The organism is Veillonella sp. CHU740, from assembly GCF_003992055.1.
Taxonomy (GTDB): domain Bacteria; phylum Bacillota; class Negativicutes; order Veillonellales; family Veillonellaceae; genus F0422.
Genome location: NZ_RQVD01000013.1, coordinates 16,376 through 33,855, shown reverse-complemented (window position 1 = coordinate 33,855; position 17,480 = coordinate 16,376). Strand labels below are relative to the sequence as shown.

At 39.1% G+C, this 17,480-nt stretch carries 14 protein-coding genes; 12 read left to right on the top strand and 2 right to left on the bottom strand.

Annotation, left to right across the window (positions count from 1 at the left end):
• Positions 1–96: 96 nt before the first annotated feature.
• The 11 genes from EO115_RS07385 (at position 97) to rsmA (ending at position 12,935) form a co-directional block, all read left to right on the top strand.
• Positions 97–1,140 carry a hypothetical protein gene (locus EO115_RS07385; protein WP_126938315.1) on the top strand — a complete coding sequence of 348 codons (1,044 nt, stop codon included), beginning with the start codon at positions 97–99 and terminating at the stop codon, positions 1,138–1,140.
• Positions 1,140–1,985 carry a stage 0 sporulation family protein gene (locus EO115_RS07380; RefSeq protein ID WP_126938314.1) on the top strand — a complete coding sequence of 282 codons (846 nt, stop codon included), beginning with the start codon at positions 1,140–1,142 and terminating at the stop codon, positions 1,983–1,985. Before EO115_RS07385 ends, EO115_RS07380 begins: the two co-directional genes overlap by 1 nt.
• Positions 1,975–2,694, top strand: a complete 720-nt coding sequence (locus EO115_RS07375) for a tRNA1(Val) (adenine(37)-N6)-methyltransferase (protein ID WP_126938313.1) — start codon at positions 1,975–1,977, stop codon at positions 2,692–2,694. Before EO115_RS07380 ends, EO115_RS07375 begins: the two co-directional genes overlap by 11 nt.
• On the top strand, positions 2,687–3,553 hold the full coding sequence (gene rsmI / locus EO115_RS07370; RefSeq protein WP_126938312.1) for a 16S rRNA (cytidine(1402)-2'-O)-methyltransferase: 867 nt from the start codon (positions 2,687–2,689) through the stop codon (positions 3,551–3,553). Before EO115_RS07375 ends, rsmI begins: the two co-directional genes overlap by 8 nt.
• Positions 3,546–5,495, top strand: coding sequence for a methionine--tRNA ligase (gene metG / locus EO115_RS07365; protein WP_126938311.1), 1,950 nt, complete (start codon positions 3,546–3,548; stop codon positions 5,493–5,495). Before rsmI ends, metG begins: the two co-directional genes overlap by 8 nt.
• Complete coding sequence (locus tag EO115_RS07360; protein WP_126938310.1) at positions 5,495–6,262, top strand: TatD family hydrolase; 768 nt, start codon at positions 5,495–5,497, stop codon at positions 6,260–6,262. The genes metG and EO115_RS07360 overlap by 1 nt, the downstream gene beginning before the upstream one ends.
• Positions 6,263–6,331: 69 nt before the next feature.
• A complete protein-coding gene (locus EO115_RS07355; RefSeq protein ID WP_126938309.1) occupies positions 6,332–7,867 on the top strand; it encodes a Ppx/GppA phosphatase family protein in 1,536 nt (511 codons plus the stop codon).
• 10 nt (positions 7,868–7,877) lie between these two features.
• On the top strand, positions 7,878–9,977 hold the full coding sequence (gene ppk1 / locus EO115_RS07350; protein ID WP_126938308.1) for a polyphosphate kinase 1: 2,100 nt from the start codon (positions 7,878–7,880) through the stop codon (positions 9,975–9,977).
• 596 nt (positions 9,978–10,573) lie between these two features.
• Positions 10,574–11,122 (top strand): G5 and 3D domain-containing protein, encoded by a 549-nt coding sequence (locus tag EO115_RS07345; protein ID WP_206168436.1) that lies wholly within the window; start codon positions 10,574–10,576, stop codon positions 11,120–11,122.
• A gap of 398 nt (positions 11,123–11,520) precedes the next feature.
• Positions 11,521–12,060, top strand: coding sequence for a ribonuclease M5 (rnmV, locus tag EO115_RS07340; protein WP_126938306.1), 540 nt, complete (start codon positions 11,521–11,523; stop codon positions 12,058–12,060).
• Positions 12,061–12,071: 11 nt separating this feature from the next.
• Positions 12,072–12,935, top strand: a complete 864-nt coding sequence (gene rsmA / locus EO115_RS07335; protein ID WP_126938305.1) for a 16S rRNA (adenine(1518)-N(6)/adenine(1519)-N(6))-dimethyltransferase RsmA — start codon at positions 12,072–12,074, stop codon at positions 12,933–12,935.
• Between the two features lie 77 nt (positions 12,936–13,012).
• On the opposite strand, the gene EO115_RS07330 is transcribed toward rsmA, so the two are convergent.
• Positions 13,013–14,257 carry a sodium/glutamate symporter gene (locus tag EO115_RS07330; RefSeq protein WP_126938304.1) on the bottom strand — a complete coding sequence of 415 codons (1,245 nt, stop codon included), beginning with the start codon at positions 14,255–14,257 and terminating at the stop codon, positions 13,013–13,015.
• A 671-nt stretch (positions 14,258–14,928) separates the two neighbouring features.
• Between EO115_RS07330 and EO115_RS07325 the strand changes: the two genes are divergently transcribed.
• On the top strand, positions 14,929–15,660 hold the full coding sequence (locus tag EO115_RS07325) for a polysaccharide deacetylase family protein (protein WP_126938303.1): 732 nt from the start codon (positions 14,929–14,931) through the stop codon (positions 15,658–15,660).
• A 155-nt stretch (positions 15,661–15,815) separates the two neighbouring features.
• On the opposite strand, the gene EO115_RS07320 is transcribed toward EO115_RS07325, so the two are convergent.
• A complete protein-coding gene (locus EO115_RS07320) occupies positions 15,816–17,405 on the bottom strand; it encodes a peptide chain release factor 3 (protein ID WP_126938302.1) in 1,590 nt (529 codons plus the stop codon).
• Between the last annotated feature and the right edge of the window lie 75 nt (positions 17,406–17,480).

The window sequence follows — 17,480 nt, the reverse complement described above, 5'->3', positions numbered from 1 at the left end:
GTTGCACAGCCTATGCCGTGTTTGTTCTTTTAGCCGTGTAATTATTGCCATAACATGCTATAATAAAGGGTAGTCTTATGAGGTAAAGGAGGATGTATGTCATTTTTTGAAACTGTACTTGGTCAACATCAAGTGAAAGAACAAATTACCACATTAATCCGAGATTCTGCTTTGCCCCATAGTTTACTGCTCTACGGAGAAACAGGTTTAGAGTCGACATCCATGGCCATCGCCATTGGCTCCCTATTAGTGGGACGTCAGATTTTTTCTCCTGATGAAGGACGAACTTTTTTATCCACTATAGAGCAACAACGCATTGAGTCTGGTGAAAGTGAGAGCGCAGTCAAAGATAAAGGATTGCCAATCTATATTGATCAAGGCCAAGCCTTTTGGATTCGCCCTATGAAAACACAGCTCAGTGTAGAACAATGGTATACCTTATTAGAGAAGTATATCAATGTATCTAGTGATACACCGAGGGTGGTTATCGTAGAAGGGTTTCAGACGGCCAATACGGTTCTAGCGAATGCGATGCTGAAAACGATTGAAGAACCACCACGGAATATGTATTTTATCATTGTCACTACTAATATCGACAATGTACTACCCACCATCGTGTCACGATGTATGCTTATCGGTATGCAACCAGTGCCAGAAGAGGAATTGGTGCAAGTTTTAACTAAAGAAGGGTATACAGGAGATATTCGACGTGCTGTGCGAAGTGCTCGTGGAAATCCAACATTAGCTCGTCAGTGGGCGCAGGCTGGTGGTATTGAAAGTTTAGAACAGGCTATGGATATACTAGAACAGCTAGTAGAAAGAAGCTACTTTTTTACGACGATCAGCCTATCCTTAGAGGGATTTTCAAAAGATGTAGTCATAGATATATTGCGTTGGTTACGTATATTAGCAAGAGATATGTTGGCATTGCGATATGGTGTACCTCTTGAAAAAATGATTTTGAGTGATTATCGATTTTCTATGCAAGCTACTCTAGAGCGATGGTCATCAAAAGCATTACAACGGGTGATTCCTGTTACATTAGAAGCAGAACAGGCATTGCGACTTAATGTGCGCACAGGCCTTGTCATAGATGGAGTTATATTAGCCTTGCGTGAGGCTGTGAAGGAGGATATATAGTGGTTACAATAGTAGGAGTACGCTTTAAAAAAGCTGGAAAAATCTACTACTTTAGCCCAGGGTTTGTAACCCTAACGACAGGAGATGGTGTGATAGTAGAAACCTCTCGTGGGTTGGAATTTGGGGAAGTCGTAATTGGACCTCGTAAAGTATCGAAAGATAGCGTGGTCCAACCATTAAAAGAGGTGACGCGTAAAGCAACGCCGAAAGATTATAAGCAAGTAGAAAAAAATAGAGAACGAGAAGAAAAAGCCTTTGAGATCGGATTGGAAAAAATTGCCTATCGTGGACTGCCGATGAAACTGATCAATGTGGAGTACACATTTGATTTAAATAAGATTGTTTTTTTCTTTACTGCTGAGGGGCGTATTGATTTCCGTGAATTGGTAAAGGATTTAGCCAATGTATTCCGCACGCGTATTGAATTACGTCAAGTAGGCGTACGTGATGAAGCGAAGGTATTAAATGGCATCGGTGCCTGTGGACGTCCTCTATGCTGTGCGACGTTCCTAGGAGACTTTGCTTCTGTGTCTATTCGGATGGCGAAAGATCAAAACTTAAGTTTGAATCCAACAAAAATTTCCGGTATTTGCGGCCGTTTAATGTGCTGCTTAAACTATGAAAATGACTCCTACCAAAAAGGAGGAGATCTATATTCACAAAAAGCAAAACAACCAACTATTGTGGCAGAGCCACCAGGTATTGGTAAAGAAGTAGTTACCGATGAAGGATTAGGTAAGGTCTTGAAGATTAATACCATGAAAAAGACCGTAAAGGTACAATTAGAAGCAGGACGTACCATCGACTTACACTGGTCGGAAGTGGCATTACCTGATGAAGAGTAATATTACAATTACAGAATTGTTATTAAGTGGGTTTCAGCTTTTTCAAGATGAACGAGAGTTTAAGTTTTCTATTGATGCTATCTTATTGGCTCATTTTGGTGAGGCAAAACCGAGGAAACACTATTTAGAGTTAGGTACAGGTACGGGGGTGATTCCTCATGTACTGTATCATCGTGGGGCCCGTCATGTGGTAGGGGTAGATTGTAACTCCTATGTGATTGAGTTAGCCCAGAAAAGTGTCATTAATAATGATATTGCAGAGGCTGTATCTATGGTGGAGCTAGATTACATGAGTGATACAGGTAAAGCTTACTATGGTCAGTTTGATGGTATCTACATGAATCCTCCATACTTTGAAACCAATAGTGGACTTCTATCACAAGAAGAAAGTATAGCATTAGCCTTACATGAACAACAACACTCTATGAAAGATAGATTGCTACAAGCCCAACGGTATTTAAAATTTGGCGGTACACTGTGGATGATTTATACATCCCCACGATTAGAATCTTTGTTAAGTGCTATAGAACAGACTCAATTTAGGGTAAAACGAATGCGCTTTATTCATGGTAATCAAGATAAAGTGAGTAAGCTAGTATTACTAGAATTAAAATATGGTGGCAAGCAAGGTATGATGGTTGAACCACCTTTATATATCTATGAATTAGATGGTTCCTATACAGATGAGGTACAAGCATATTATGAGTAGTCATACAGGGACATTATTTTTAATTCCCACACCTATTGGGAACTTAGAGGATATGACGTATCGGGCTGTGCGCACATTGCAAGAGGTGGATGTGGTAGCAGCGGAAGATACGCGTCATACAGGGGTATTATTACAACATTTTAATATTGCTAAGCCTATGATTTCCTATCACGAACATAATAAGGCGGACAAAGGGGCAGAACTGATTGGACGCCTATTAGAAGGGCAATCGGTAGGGCTTGTGAGTGATGCAGGGATGCCTGCTATTTCTGATCCCGGTGAAGATTTGGTGAAAGAAGCCATCGAGGTGGGTATACCTATTGTTGCTTTACCAGGGGCGAATGCAGGTTTAACGGCGCTTATCGCATCAGGGCAAAACACAAAGGAATTTCACTTCGTCGGGTTTTTACCAAAACGAAAGCAGAATGTAAAAGATATGCTATCACGGCTTGTTACCTATGAGGGGACTCTCATTTTCTATGAAGCTCCTCACCGTATAGAAGAAACGATCCAAAGTTTATATGAAGGGTTAGGGAATCGTCCTATTACAGTAGGTCGTGAACTGACGAAAAAATTTGAAACTTTCACACGAACCACCTTGCTAGCGTTACGAAATGATTTCAGTCACATCGTAGAAAAAGGGGAATTTGTCCTCTTGGTGGGTGGCAGTGAAACGATGACAGAAGAATCAATGGTAGAAGAAGTTGTACTTTCACCATTGGAAGCAGCCTTAGCTTTAATCAAGGAAGGAGTGCCTAAAAAAGAGGCAGCCCGTCAAATTGCAAAGGAACGTGGCCTTTCACGGCGCGATGTATATAATGAAATTGAATTGTATAGTAAGGAGAGAACAGATGACTAAGAAACCGTATTATATTACGACACCAATTTATTATCCAAGTGCGAAATTACATATTGGGCATACATACTGTACGTCCATTGCTGATACAATCGCTCGTTTCAAACGTAGAGCTGGCTATGATGTGAGATTCTTAACAGGCTCTGATGAACATGGCCAAAAAATCCAACGTATGGCAGAATCGATGGGCATTACTCCTTTAGAATATACGACACAAATCGTAGATGGCTTTAAGCATTTATGGGAAAAATTGAACATCTCTCATGATGATTTCATTAGAACTACCGATGAAAGACATATTAAATATTGCCAACATTTATTCCAAAAGGCATTCGACAATGGAGATATTTATAAATCTTCTTACGAAGGATTGTATTGTATACCATGCGAAACATTCTGGCCAGAATCTAAATTAGGTCCAGAAAAAACATGTCCTGATTGCGGTCGTCCATTAGAAGTGGTACAAGAAGAGAGTTATTTCTTCCGTATGAATAAATACGCTGATCAATGGTTCAAATTTATTGAAGAAAATGCTGATTTTATTCAACCAGAATCACGTCGTAATGAGATGATTCAATTCGTGAAACAGGGCCTAGAAGATTTGGCGGTATCTCGTACTAGCTTTAACTGGGGTATTCCGGTACCATTTGATGAAAAACATGTTATGTATGTATGGTTTGATGCGTTGATTAACTATATTTCTGCATTAAACCCGTTAGATGAAAACAGTGATTTATTTGAAACGTACTGGCCTGCAGATTTACACTTAGTAGGTAAAGAAATTGTGCGTTTCCATACAATCATTTGGCCTATCATGCTCATGAGCCTTGGCTTGCCATTGCCAAAAAAAGTATATGGTCACGGCTGGCTTGTAGTAGATGGCACAAAAATGAGTAAATCTTTGGGCAATGTGATCGACCCAATTCCGTTGATTGACACTTACGGTTCTGATGCATTGCGTTATTTCTTGGTGAATGAAGTGCATTTAGGCAATGATGGTAATTTCAGTTTGCCTAATTTCATTACAAAAATTAATGCAGACTTGTCCAATGACTTGGGTAACTTGTTGAATCGTACCGTAGCAATGATTGAAAAATATCATGGTGGTATCATTACAAAACATGCGCCAACAGAAGATGTTGACAAGGATTTAATTGCTCTAGCTGAGCAAACAGTAAAAGACTACGAGCAATTGATGGAAGATATGCAGTATAACAAAGCTTTCAAAGCGGTGTGGGCTTTCATCGGTCGTACCAATAAATACATTGATGAAACGATGCCTTGGGTATTGGCAAAAGGTGCTAATGAAGGCGATACAGAGCGCTTAGAAGCTGTCATGTATCATTTGGCAGAATCCTTGCGTATTATCGCTGTCTTAGTGGATCCAGTGATTCCAACAGGGGCACCTAAAATTTGGGAACAACTTGGCTTACAAGGCTTTGCAGAGGCTAAATTAGATGATGTACGCACATTTGGGGCTATTCCAACTGGTACCAAAGTGGTGAAAGGGGATCCAATCTACCCACGTTTTGAAATTCCTGAAATGGTAGAAGTGGCTCCAGAAGCTGCAGAAGAATCCACTGAGGAAGTGGTAGATACTAGCAATATTCCACCGATTAAAGAGGCTATCGAATACGATGATTTTGCAAAATTAGATTTACGGGTAGCGAAAGTATTGACTTGCGAAGCTGTAAAAAAATCTAAAAAATTGTTGTTGTTTACCTTAGATTTAGGCATTGAAACACGCACGGTAGTGAGTGGAATCTCTCAATTCTATAAACCAGAAGACTTAATTGGTAAAAAAGTGATTTATTTGGCGAACTTAGCACCGAAAAAAATCATGGGCCATATGTCAGAAGGTATGATTTTATCGGCCTCTAATGAAGATGATCAATTAGAAGTAACAAATATTGAATCCTTAACTCCAGGAAGTGTGGTGAGATAATGCGATTGTTTGATACACATGCGCATATCAATGATGAACGATTTGATAATGATCGGGAACAGATGATACAGGACTGCTTTGATCAAGGTGTAGAGTATATTATGTGTCCTGCCGTCGATCGTAAAACAGCAGAGTCTGCCATTGCGTTGGCTGAACAGTATGATCGTGTCTATGCAGCAGTAGGTGTGCATCCACATGAATCTAAAGATGCTACCGAAGAAGATTATGAATGGTTCAAACAAATGGCTTCCCATCCAAAGGTAAAAGCCATTGGTGAAATCGGTTTAGATTATTACTATGATTTTTCCGATAGAGATGTGCAGGCTGAGTCTTTTAAACGCCAATTAGCCATTGCGAGAGAAGTGGATTTACCGATTATTATTCACGATCGTGATGCACATGGTGCCATTCGAGATATGCTATTGGAACATGGGAAAGGCAATTATGGGGTCTTTCATTGTTTCTCAACCAGTTTAGAAATGGCAAAAGAATTTATTAAAATGGGCTATTACATATCCTTTGCAGGACCTGTAGTATTCCCTAAATCTACGAATCTAAAAGAAGTGGCGAAACACATTCCATTGGATCGTCTGCTCATCGAAACAGATTCACCCTATTTGACGCCACCTCCATTCAGAGGTCGTCGCAATGACCCATCTAAAACACAATTTGTAGCTCAAGAAATTGCACAATTGCGTGGTATGGATGTAGAAGAACTAGCGTCTATTGCTTTAGAGAATGGCAAGCGCTGTTTTGGTATTGAGTAATATAGAATGAGAAAGGCACTTTCACAGTAGCATATACGGAAAGTGCCTTTCTGTGCACACAGGAGACCTATGAAACGAGTAGCATTAATAGATTTAGGATCAAACTCAGTACGGTTTGTTATTTCAGAAATTACAGAGTCTGGCAGTTATCGCTTGGTATATCAACAGAAAGAATCCATTCGACTCAGCGAAGGGATGTGGAGCCACCAAATGCTGACAAAGCCGGCTATGGATAGGGCTATCAAAACGATGAAGGCTCTATCGCATATGGCGAAGGCTATGGAAGTGACAGAAGTGTATGGTATTGCTACAGCAGCTGTACGATTAGCTAACAATGGAGATGAATTTATCCATCGTGTTTATGCGGAAACGGGCATTTCTTTACGAGCCATTAGTGGAGAAGAAGAGGCCTATTTAGGATACTTAGGGGTTGTGAACACCATAGGCTTAGATGACTTTATTGTCTTTGATCTTGGGGGAGCCAGTATAGAAATTAGCTTAATTCAAAACCGAGAATTAAAAAAATCTATTAGCTTACCGATGGGGGCCTTGGTGATGACGGGGCAATTTCAATCAGGTCAGGAATTTACACCCGAAGAGTATCATTCCATGATATCGCAAATACAACATGTATTGCATCGTGAAAGCTGGCTGAGAAATGCAAAGTTACCTCTTATTGGGATTGGCGGAACCGCTCGTAATATTGCTAAAATGGACCAACGAGAGAAAAACTATCCTATCCCTCGATTGCACAATTACAAAGTCAAGAAGGCTTCCATTGGAGAGTTATTTACTAAGATTAAAGAGACACCTCGAGGTGAACGGAAAAAGATTTCTGGTCTATCCTCAGAGCGAGCAGATATCATTGTGGCAGGAATGGCGATTATTGTAGAGCTAATGGAATTTACGAAAGCTTCTGCTATGATTGTGAGTGGTTGTGGATTGCGGGAAGGATTATTCTTTCAGTACTATGGTCAACATTATTTGAAAAATCAAGGTATGATAGATGATATTGTCACCCATTCCACATTAAATATATTACGTGCATTTACACCTCATGATGTGGAACATGCTCAGTATATTTCAGGCCTAGCAGATAATCTTCGGAAACAGTGGAAATCAATCATGCCAAAGGGGGACCGCTTAAAAATAGTACTGAAAGTGGCGGCTTTATTACATGACTTAGGGAAGCAAATCAATTATTATAGTCATGCAAGGCATAGTGCGTATATGATTATTAATAGTAATATTTATGGACTATCGCATCGAGAGCAGTTAATCAGTGCGTTTGTGGCAGCCTTTTCTCATGGGGTTAATAGCAAATTTTTAAAACAGTCACCGTACCTTTCCATATTGAAAGATGGGGACAGAGATATCATCAATAAATTATCCTTTCCCTTAGCCTTAGCGGAAGCTTTTGATGAAAGCCATGAACGGACGATTCGGTCTATTCAAAGCCACATTGGAGAGAAACGTATCGATGTGTATGTAGAAGTACAAGCGCTAAGTCATGTTTCCATGATGGACTTGGCCATTGAAAAGTTAAAGAAACAATGCAAGAAAGAGTTTAGAAGAGAATTAGTGGTACATTGGAAATTGGGTTAGGAGTGATACTATGAAAGACTTTCATAATCCGAAGTATTATTTTAATCGCGAATTATCATGGCTTAAGTTCAACCAACGTGTATTACAAGAAGCAATCGACAGAAGTAATCCACTGTTGGAAAAGTTACGATTCTTAACAATAGGAAGCTCTAATTTAGATGAATTTTTTATGATTCGAGTATCTGGATTGCGACATCAAGAGCAGAGTGGTGTCGTTAAATATGATGCGGCTCATATGGATGCAAAAGCACAGTTAAAGGCAATCAGTGAAGCCACGAAAAAGCTAGTATCACTGCAGTATACGTATTTTCATGACATTTTGAAACGATTACAAAAAGAAGGTTTACACTTTGTCAAAGTAAAAGACTTGAAAGAAAGTGAGTTACGTTGGTTATATCAATATTTTCGTAGTCATATCTTTCCTGTCGTAACCCCTTTGGCAGTAGATGCGAGTCATCCATTTCCGTTTTTGGTGAATAAGACACTGAATTCCGTGGTAAAAATTCATCCTATCCATGATGTGAAACAAGAAAAGATGGCAATCTTACCGATTCCATCTGTGCTAAATCGGATCATTGAAGTCCCTAATGATGTACACCGTCATTTTGTAATGCTCGAAGATGTCATCAATTATTATTGCGAAGATTTCTTTGTAGGTCATCATATTGACTCATTTACCACATTCCGAGTGACTCGTGATGCAGATTTAGATATTGAAGAAGAAGCAACAGACTTATTACGAGAAATTGAAAAATCACTTCGCCGTCGTCGAAGAGGGGAAGTGGTCCGTGTAGAAGTATGTCAAAATTACAGTCCAGAATTATTGGAGTTTGTTTTACAAGGCTTACAGGCAAAAAAAGAAGCGGTGTATATTGCAGAAGGTATATTAGATGTGTCATCATTTAATGAATTTTGTAATATAGCAGGGTATGACCATTTACGATATACTCCATTTGAGCCAAAAGAGTTAGACTGTGTAAAGGAAAAAGATCCCCATAGTATTTTTGCTTATATCCGAGAGAAAGATAGGTTGTTGCATCATCCATTTGATTCTTTTTCTATTGTAGAAGAATTTATTGCTCGGGCGGCAATAGATCCGGATGTCCTAGCAATTAAACAAACTTTGTATCGTGTCAGTGGTGATTCCCCTATTGTTGCTTCCTTGGTAAAAGCTGCAGAATTAGGTAAGCAAGTGACAGTATTGATGGAAGTAAAAGCACGCTTTGATGAAGAGAACAACATTCTCATGGCACGACGGTTAGAAAAGGCTGGTTGTCATGTAATTTATGGATTGCGTGGGTTAAAAACGCACTCTAAGATTACGATGGTTGTTCGAAAAGAAGGAGAAGTCCTTCGAAGATATATGCATTTTGCGACCGGTAATTACAATGGCAAGACGGCACGATTCTATACCGATTGTGGATTATTGACTTGCAGAGACTCTTATGCCGATGATAGCTCTCTATTCTTTAATACTATATCTGGCTATGCAGAAGCGCAAGAATGGCAACGATTGATTGTAGCGCCATTGACTTTGCGTACTGCTTTGATGAATCTGATAGATGGGGAGATTCAAGCAGTAGCAGCGGGTAAAGAGGGGCATATTGTAGCGAAGATGAACTCTTTATTAGATAAGGATATCATTGCCAAACTCTATGAAGCCTCTTGTAAAGGCGTTAAAATCGACCTTATAGTACGTGGTATCTGCACACTCCGTCCTGGAATTGAAGGAGTTAGTGATCATATTACAGTGCGATCTATTGTAGGACGATTCTTGGAACATCATCGGATTTTATATTTTAAAAACCATAGTGAAAGTCCATACTATATTTCTAGTGCTGATTGGATGCCTAGAAACTTGAATGACCGTGTAGAACTGATGGTTCCTGTAGAGGATAAGGCGTTGCAAGAAACATTGAAGCATATTCTGCAATTGTACTTAGAGGACAATCAAAAAGCTCATAGTATGCGTGCTGATGGTTCCTATAGAAAGGTAATAGAAAAGGATCATAAAGTCTCGGCACAGACATTCTTTATGAAACAATGTAAAAATGATAGGGAAATATTAATCGAAAAAATGAATACATGGGAGCCTATTTTAGAGTTATAAATAGTGCTAATCCATAGATATATAGTCGCAAATAACACAATTCGTGTATTTTGCGACTATTTTTTATAAAGTTAGAAAAGACATGCTATGAGTTTTAAGAAATACCTATTCTTAAAATGCGTATCATATCAATTATGCATTATCAAAAAAATGAAAGAAATAGAGAGTGACATAGAAATCCATGACAGAAAGATTGATACACTTAATATATCTGTGGATATAGTTATACACAGGGGATGAGCTGTGCATAAGTAAATCAATCTATGGATTATTATAGAAGTGTATATACTAGTAAGATATGTAATTGATAATGCTTGAGTATAATTTATAAAGCTTAAATTCAAATAGAAGTGTCTTCATAGAAAAGACAAAATAGAGATATAATTGATAGAAGGAAAATGGAGTTTTATTTAAAAAGGCTTTATTAAGCGGTTTTCTGGTGTTAGTTTGACGTAAAATATCCACCTATGGTAGAATGCCACCCATGGAGGTAATCAATGATACAGACTTTGATACAGAATAAGAGAACCAAGTTTTTTATAGCAGGTGCTTTGCTTTTAGTGGTATTCACAGTCGCTGGATATATGTGGAGTTCAATGGGATGGGAACATAAACAAATAGAAACACGGCAAGCAAAAATACCGGTCGCAGTACAATATGAACAAGTGGATACATTACCAGAAGGAACCCAAGAATTAGCACAAACGGGTTCAGAAGGGGTTGAAGAGGTGAATGAAGAAGTCACCTATGAAAATGGAAAACCTGTACATGTACATGAAATAGGACGAACTATTATTACCCCTATGAAACCTACAATTATCCGTACAGGTGTGAGTAGTATGGAAATGGCTAAATCTCATGGACAGGTCAAGCAAGTGTTAACAATGGAAGCAACTGCATATCTTCCGACTGATGGTGGGGGAGATGGTATCACGGCTTCTGGTATACAGGCAAAACACGGTGTAGTGGCTGTAGATCCTAATGTGATTCCATTGGGAACAAAGTTATACATTCCTGGATATGGAGAGGCCTTGGCTGCCGATACAGGCGGTGATATTGTAGGGTCACGAATCGATGTTGTCATGGAAGATTACGGAGAAGCTATACAATTTGGAAGACGTACCGTTGAGGTATATGTTCTTTAGGTCGTTACTTGTTCCACTATGCAATCTATGGTATTTATATAGTTCCAAAAGGTGGTAAAGCCCGTAACACACTCCTTCTCAAACTGATCCTGCGGTATGTTTGTTCAGGGTCGTTACTTGTTTCACTATGTAATCTATGGCGTTTATATAGTGCTAAAAGGTGGTAAAGCCCGTAACATACTCCTTCTCAAACTGATCCTACGGTAGGTTTGTTCAGGAGTATGTTACGGGCTTTTACTTTTACTTCTAAATAAAATCGCCATAAGGCTACTACTTGTAACGGCATTCCTCGGGATGATATTATTTGCTTGTTGTGAATAGCAATGTGGTGTATTATGCGTATATATCCTATGTATGGTATAATAATAAAATACGAAGGTGTGAAGGAGCTCGGTCTTATGTTAAAACAGGTCTTGGTGGTAGAAGGTAAATCGGATATTCAACGGGTGCAACAAGCTTTAGAGGTGGAGTGTATTGCCACGGAGGGGTTTAATTTACGCAAGCCTGTGTTAAGTCGTATTAAAGATGCGTATGAAAAACGAGGGATTATTATTTTGACAGATCCTGACTATGCAGGTGAGCGGATTCGTCGATTTTTAACGAAGCGCTTTCCCTTGGCTCAGCATGCATTTGTGCCACGAGAAGAAGCGTATGCCAATGATGATATAGGAATTGAGCAAGCGAGTCCTGAGTCTATACGTAAGGCATTAGAGGTACTGCATATTGAATCTATGGAATCATCAGAGTTATTTACGATGCAAGATTTAGTCCAATATGATTTAAGTGGAGGCTCGAGTAGCGCTGCTATGAGGGCTCGTATAGGTGCTAAACTTGGTATAGGGTATGGCAATGGGAAGCAATTTTTATATCGGTTAAATCATTATGGCATTAGTAGAGAGGCTTTCTTTGCAGCTCTTTCAGAAGACGAAAACAAATAGTAGGAGAATTCATGATAGAATCAGTCATTGCAAGTCCAGAGGTTGTGCATTATATATGCAAACGATTTGGCATTCAAATGAGTAAAAAATTAGGGCAGAATTTCTTGATTAAGCGCACCGTGGTCGACAAAATAGTACAGGCTGCAGAACTTGACGCAGGGGATGCTGTCTTAGAGGTAGGACCGGGGATTGGAACATTGACTCAAGGCTTGGCCCAAAGTGGGGCTAACGTTACCTCTGTAGAGCTAGATAGACGTTTGTTAGAGGTCTTAGACACAACCCTAGAGGCATACGATAATGTGCGCATTATTCATGGGGACGTATTGAAAGTTAATATTCCTGAATTGATGGACCATAAGCCATTCAAAGTAGTAGCGAATTTACCATATTATATTACAACGCCAATCATTATGTCCTTGCTAGAGTCTAAATTGCCTATCGAACGATTAGTTGTGATGGTGCAAAAAGAAGTAGCAGAGCGCATGATTGCCAAACCAGGTACAAAAATGTATGGCGCCTTATCTGTGGCTGTACAATATTATACAGATCCATATATTGTCATAGATGTGCCACCGAAGGCATTTTTACCAGCTCCTGAGGTAACAAGTGCAGTCATCTGCTGCCCATTGCGTAGCGAGCCACCTGTGAAAGTCCATAGTGAGGCTTACTTCTTCCGTGCTGTGAAAGCTGGCTTTGCACAACGACGAAAAACGTTTAGCAACACGATGAAGACGACTGGTCTCAGTAAGGAGAAAATTGAAGCCATTTTAGCAAAAGCGAATATTGATGGATCTCGTCGTGGAGAGACATTTACATTAGATGAATTTGCTCTCATTGGCAATGCGTGGTATGAACTAGACCAAGAAGATAAATAAGTACATATGAAAAAGGATTCTACAACAGATGTTGTAGAATCCTTTTTCGTTTAGAGTAGTTTATATGTACGAGTTGATTAAATCAATTTCGCCATAAATGTAATTAAGAATGCATTAGTAAAGTCGATAAGGAACGCACCTACTAAAGATACGACTAGCCATGCTTTTGGAGATGGGCCATATTTAGAAGCTAAGGATAACATGTTCACCAACGCATTTGGTGTAGCACCAAGACCGAAACCAATAGCACCAGCACCTAACATAACAGAATCGTAGTTGCGTTTGAACAGCCAGTAGATTAAATATGCAAAGATAGTAATCAACACCATTTGTGCAGCTAAGATAGCCATTAAAGGTAATGCTAGATCTACTAATTGTGCTAATTTTAAACTATTTATAGCCATAGTAACAAAGATACTCAAAGATACATTTGATACAGCATCAAGAGCGGCACCATTAATAGTAATATGACCAGTAAAATCAGCATAGTTACGAATGCAAGCACCAACAATCATAGCACCAATATAGGCTGGTAATGGGCCAAATACAGAGGATAGAGCAGCGCTCACTAATGTACCAAGACCTAGAGAGATGCCTACAAAAGCGATGACATGCATTAAGGATTGTAAGTCAAATAATTTACTTTCAGAGTCGGATTCGTTAATATCGATACCATCAGCTTCTAATAATTCAGGATGATCTACAGGAGTAGGGACATTGTGCATTTTGATGATGCGGTCGCCTACAGGAGCACCTAGCAATGTACCGGCCACCATACCAAATGTAGCGGCAGCAATCGCAGCAGAAGCTACACCAGGGACACCAGTGAGTTCTTCAAAGTGAGGACCGAAGGCGCCTGCTGTGCCAAGGCCACCCATCATGGAAACAGAACCTGCCATGATACCGAAGATCGGTTCAATACCCATAGCTTTGGCAATCATGATACCGGCACCATTTTGGAAGACAATCCAAATCGTACACACAATCCAGAAGAAGATAATGGCAACGCCGCCTTTTTTTAAGACGTTAAGACTTGCCATAAGGCCGATAGTAGTAAAGAAAGCTAACATCAAGAATGATTGCAAGGCACCATCGAAGACAATATTAACAACTTTATAATAGGATAAAAAGGCACATAAGAATGCAAATGGTAACCCACCTACAGCAGGTGCAGGCATGCTGACACGTTGCAAGAAGGTGGAATGTTTTTTAATAAATTCACCTAAATACAATGTGACAATAGCTAAGGCTACCGTTTGAATCATAGACAGTTTCAATGTCCAGATTCCATTGACTAAACTCAAGTCTATTAGACCTTTCATAGTATAACCCCCTTTGGTATAAGAATCTTGTTAGAATAAACTTATAGTTCTATCATAGCATGAAAAAGAGTCACTCGTCATATGTTATTTTTCGGGTTTATAGCCATTAATGTAGTGATAACATAAGGTGTCTCATAATAGGGCATCAATAAAATTGCGCACAACTCAATTGATAATTCTATAGAATGTAGAAAAATAAAGCATTTATAGTTATGAGGAAGCAGTGCATGATGTATACACAGATATAAGCGCATTACAATTTGTAATAAATATAATGCAAAATAGATATAACTGGAAGTTATTTACATATGTGTTGAACTAGAAAATAGGCACTATATTGTCTATATGTATCATGGTATCGTATTGATATAGATGTACAGGATAAGTAAGAATTTGCATGCAGAATACTATTTGTGTCATGGTAATAAAGATATCTTGAACAATTTATGAAAAAAACACTGATAAATTAGACGAACTATGGTACTATAGTACGTGTACTTTTTGAAGAGTATTGGAAAGATCCATGTGGATATAAAGTTATAAACGTACTAGTATGCGAGGTTACTGTGAAAAAAACACTAATAATAATATTAGGTAGTATTATATGTATTGGATTGTGTCTCGGTATACAATATCAACGTTCTTTGGATTATAAGGCGACAGGAGTACCTGTGTTAAATTATCATCGTATCGACTCTGGCATTAGGCATTCTTTGGTAGTCCCTCCGGAAGAATTTAAAAAGCAAATGCAATATCTTCATGATGAGGGATACCATACGATTACATTAGATGATTTATATGAGTATGTAACGAATGGTAAAGAGCTGCCAGATAAACCTGTATTGATTACCTTTGATGATGGATACATAGATAATTACAACGAGGCCTTTCCCATTTTAAAAGAATATAATTTTAAGGCTACTTTGTTTATGATTACTAGTTCTATTGGCGAGAATAGATTTATGAATCTGCCTCAATTGAAAGAGATGCAAGCCAATGGCATTGATATTCAAAGCCATACGGTAAATCATAAAGACTTGCGAGATATGTCATTAGATAATGCAAGAGATGAACTAATTAGCTCCAAAGCGATTTTAGAGGATCGTATCGGTCATCAAGTTCGCTATATTGCGTATCCAGGAGGATTTGCAAATAAAGATATTGATAGAATGGCGCAAGAAAGTGGATACCGGATGGCCTTTACGGTACAGGCTGGAAATGTAGAGCCAGGGCAAGATCTCTATAAATTACCACGAGAAGCAGTATTTTTCAATGATACACCATTTGAAAATTTCTGGATTCGCCTCCATTATCCATGGGAAAATGCATTCTTGTGGAAAATTCATGATACATTGTTAGAGTGGAACATGAAAGGATTGGCTGATTTGTTACCATTGTTTTAGTAATATCTATCATGCATGTTAAAGGTTAGTATCTGTTTCTGCATATAGTTACATAGTAAGAGATACGCTTAGTGATTATTGCCTATATATTGGCATAATAAAAAACCTAGACGATGAGTGACATCGTCTAGGTTTTTATTATTTACGGTATGTAATTACGCTTCAATATTCGGTGTGTGCAAGAATGTTACATCTGGATTACGTTCTACCACCCAACCCATTTGCCATTCGTTAGAAATCAATACAACTAAGCGGCCACGATTATCCTTTACGATCATCGCATTATCCATACCTTTGAGACTGTTTACATCGACCTCGCCATCGATCCAACGAGCCACACCATATGGTAGGGAATTATTGACTAAATCGACACCATATTCGTGTTTGAGACGATATTGTAGTACTTCAAATTGAAGCATACCAACAGCACCCACTACAAAGGAGTCCATAGAGTATAGTGGCTCAAAGATTTGTACTGCACCTTCTTGTGCTAATTGCGTCATGCCTTTTAGGAACTGTTTACGCTTCATAGAATCTTTTGGTGTAACACGGGCAAAGAACTCAGGTGGGAAGACAGGGAAATCACTGAAAGTTACCTTGTGATTCGCTGCACATAGAGTATCACCTACCCCCATCGTACCAGCATCGAAGACGCCGATAATATCGCCAGGGAAGGCTTCATCGATAATCGTACGCTCAGTAGCTAAGAATTGTTGTGGTTGAGACAAACGTAACGTTTTACCAGATTGTTGGTGAAGTACATTCATGCCTTTTTCAAACTTACCGGAACAAATACGCATAAACACAATGCGGTCATGGTGATTTGGATTCATGTTAGCTTGGATTTTAAATACGAAAGCAGAGAAGTCTTCAGATGTAGGTTCTACTGTTTCTTCACGAGCTGTACGAGGCGCAGGCATTGGAGCTAGTTCTAAGAACTTTTCAAGGAATGGTTTTACCCCAAAATTTGTCATAGCAGAACCGAAGAACATCGGTGTCAACTCACCAGCTTTTACTTTTTCTAAATCGAATGCATCGCCAGCGACATCGAGAAGTTCAATATCATCGATTAAGGATTGATGCACTTCTTCCCCTAATAAGTCACGGAATGCTGGATCATGCACATCGCCTTTTGTAGAAGCCAGTTTTTTTTGGCCATGAGATTCATCTTTTTCGAACAGTTCTACAGTGTTCGTTTCCCGGTCGTATACACCTTGGTATTCACCATTGATGCCTACAGGCCAGTTCATAGGGACAGCACGGATGCCAAGGGAGTTTTCAATTTCTTCCATCAAATCAAATGGATTGCGACCGAAGTGGTCAATTTTGTTGACGAAGGTAAAGATAGGAATCCCACGTTCTTTACAAACAGCAAATAACTTTTTCGTCTGCGCTTCTACACCTTTTGCAACGTCAATTAACATGACAGCACTGTCAGCTGCCATTAAGGTGCGGTATGTATCTTCGGAGAAGTCTTGGTGACCAGGTGTATCCAAAATGTTGACACGATGACCATCGTAATCGAATTGTAATACAGAGCTAGTGACAGAGATACCACGTTGTTTTTCGATTTCCATCCAGTCAGACACAGCATATTTCTGCGTTTTTCTAGACTTAACTGAACCTGCCAAGTGGATGGCGCCGCCGTATAGCAACAGTTTTTCCGTCAATGTTGTTTTACCCGCATCTGGGTGAGAAATGATGGCGAACGTGCGACGCCGTGTAACTTCTTCTAAAAATGTCATAATTCACCTCTATTAATACATGTGTATGTTATATACTTTCATATCCTTAAAATTATATACTATTTGAGCCCTTCC

Coding starts and splice junctions, on each gene's coding strand:
- ppk1 (WP_126938308.1), top strand. CDS start 7,878: ATGAAAGACTTTCATAATCCGAAGTATTATTTTAATCGCGAATTATCA.
- EO115_RS07345 (WP_206168436.1), top strand. CDS start 10,574: ATGGGATGGGAACATAAACAAATAGAAACACGGCAAGCAAAAATACCG.
- EO115_RS07360 (WP_126938310.1), top strand. CDS start 5,495: ATGCGATTGTTTGATACACATGCGCATATCAATGATGAACGATTTGAT.
- rsmA (WP_126938305.1), top strand. CDS start 12,072: ATGATAGAATCAGTCATTGCAAGTCCAGAGGTTGTGCATTATATATGC.
- EO115_RS07375 (WP_126938313.1), top strand. CDS start 1,975: ATGAAGAGTAATATTACAATTACAGAATTGTTATTAAGTGGGTTTCAG.
- rsmI (WP_126938312.1), top strand. CDS start 2,687: ATGAGTAGTCATACAGGGACATTATTTTTAATTCCCACACCTATTGGG.
- metG (WP_126938311.1), top strand. CDS start 3,546: ATGACTAAGAAACCGTATTATATTACGACACCAATTTATTATCCAAGT.
- EO115_RS07385 (WP_126938315.1), top strand. CDS start 97: ATGTCATTTTTTGAAACTGTACTTGGTCAACATCAAGTGAAAGAACAA.
- EO115_RS07355 (WP_126938309.1), top strand. CDS start 6,332: ATGAAACGAGTAGCATTAATAGATTTAGGATCAAACTCAGTACGGTTT.
- rnmV (WP_126938306.1), top strand. CDS start 11,521: ATGTTAAAACAGGTCTTGGTGGTAGAAGGTAAATCGGATATTCAACGG.
- EO115_RS07330 (WP_126938304.1), bottom strand. CDS start 14,257: ATGAAAGGTCTAATAGACTTGAGTTTAGTCAATGGAATCTGGACATTG.
- EO115_RS07320 (WP_126938302.1), bottom strand. CDS start 17,405: ATGACATTTTTAGAAGAAGTTACACGGCGTCGCACGTTCGCCATCATT.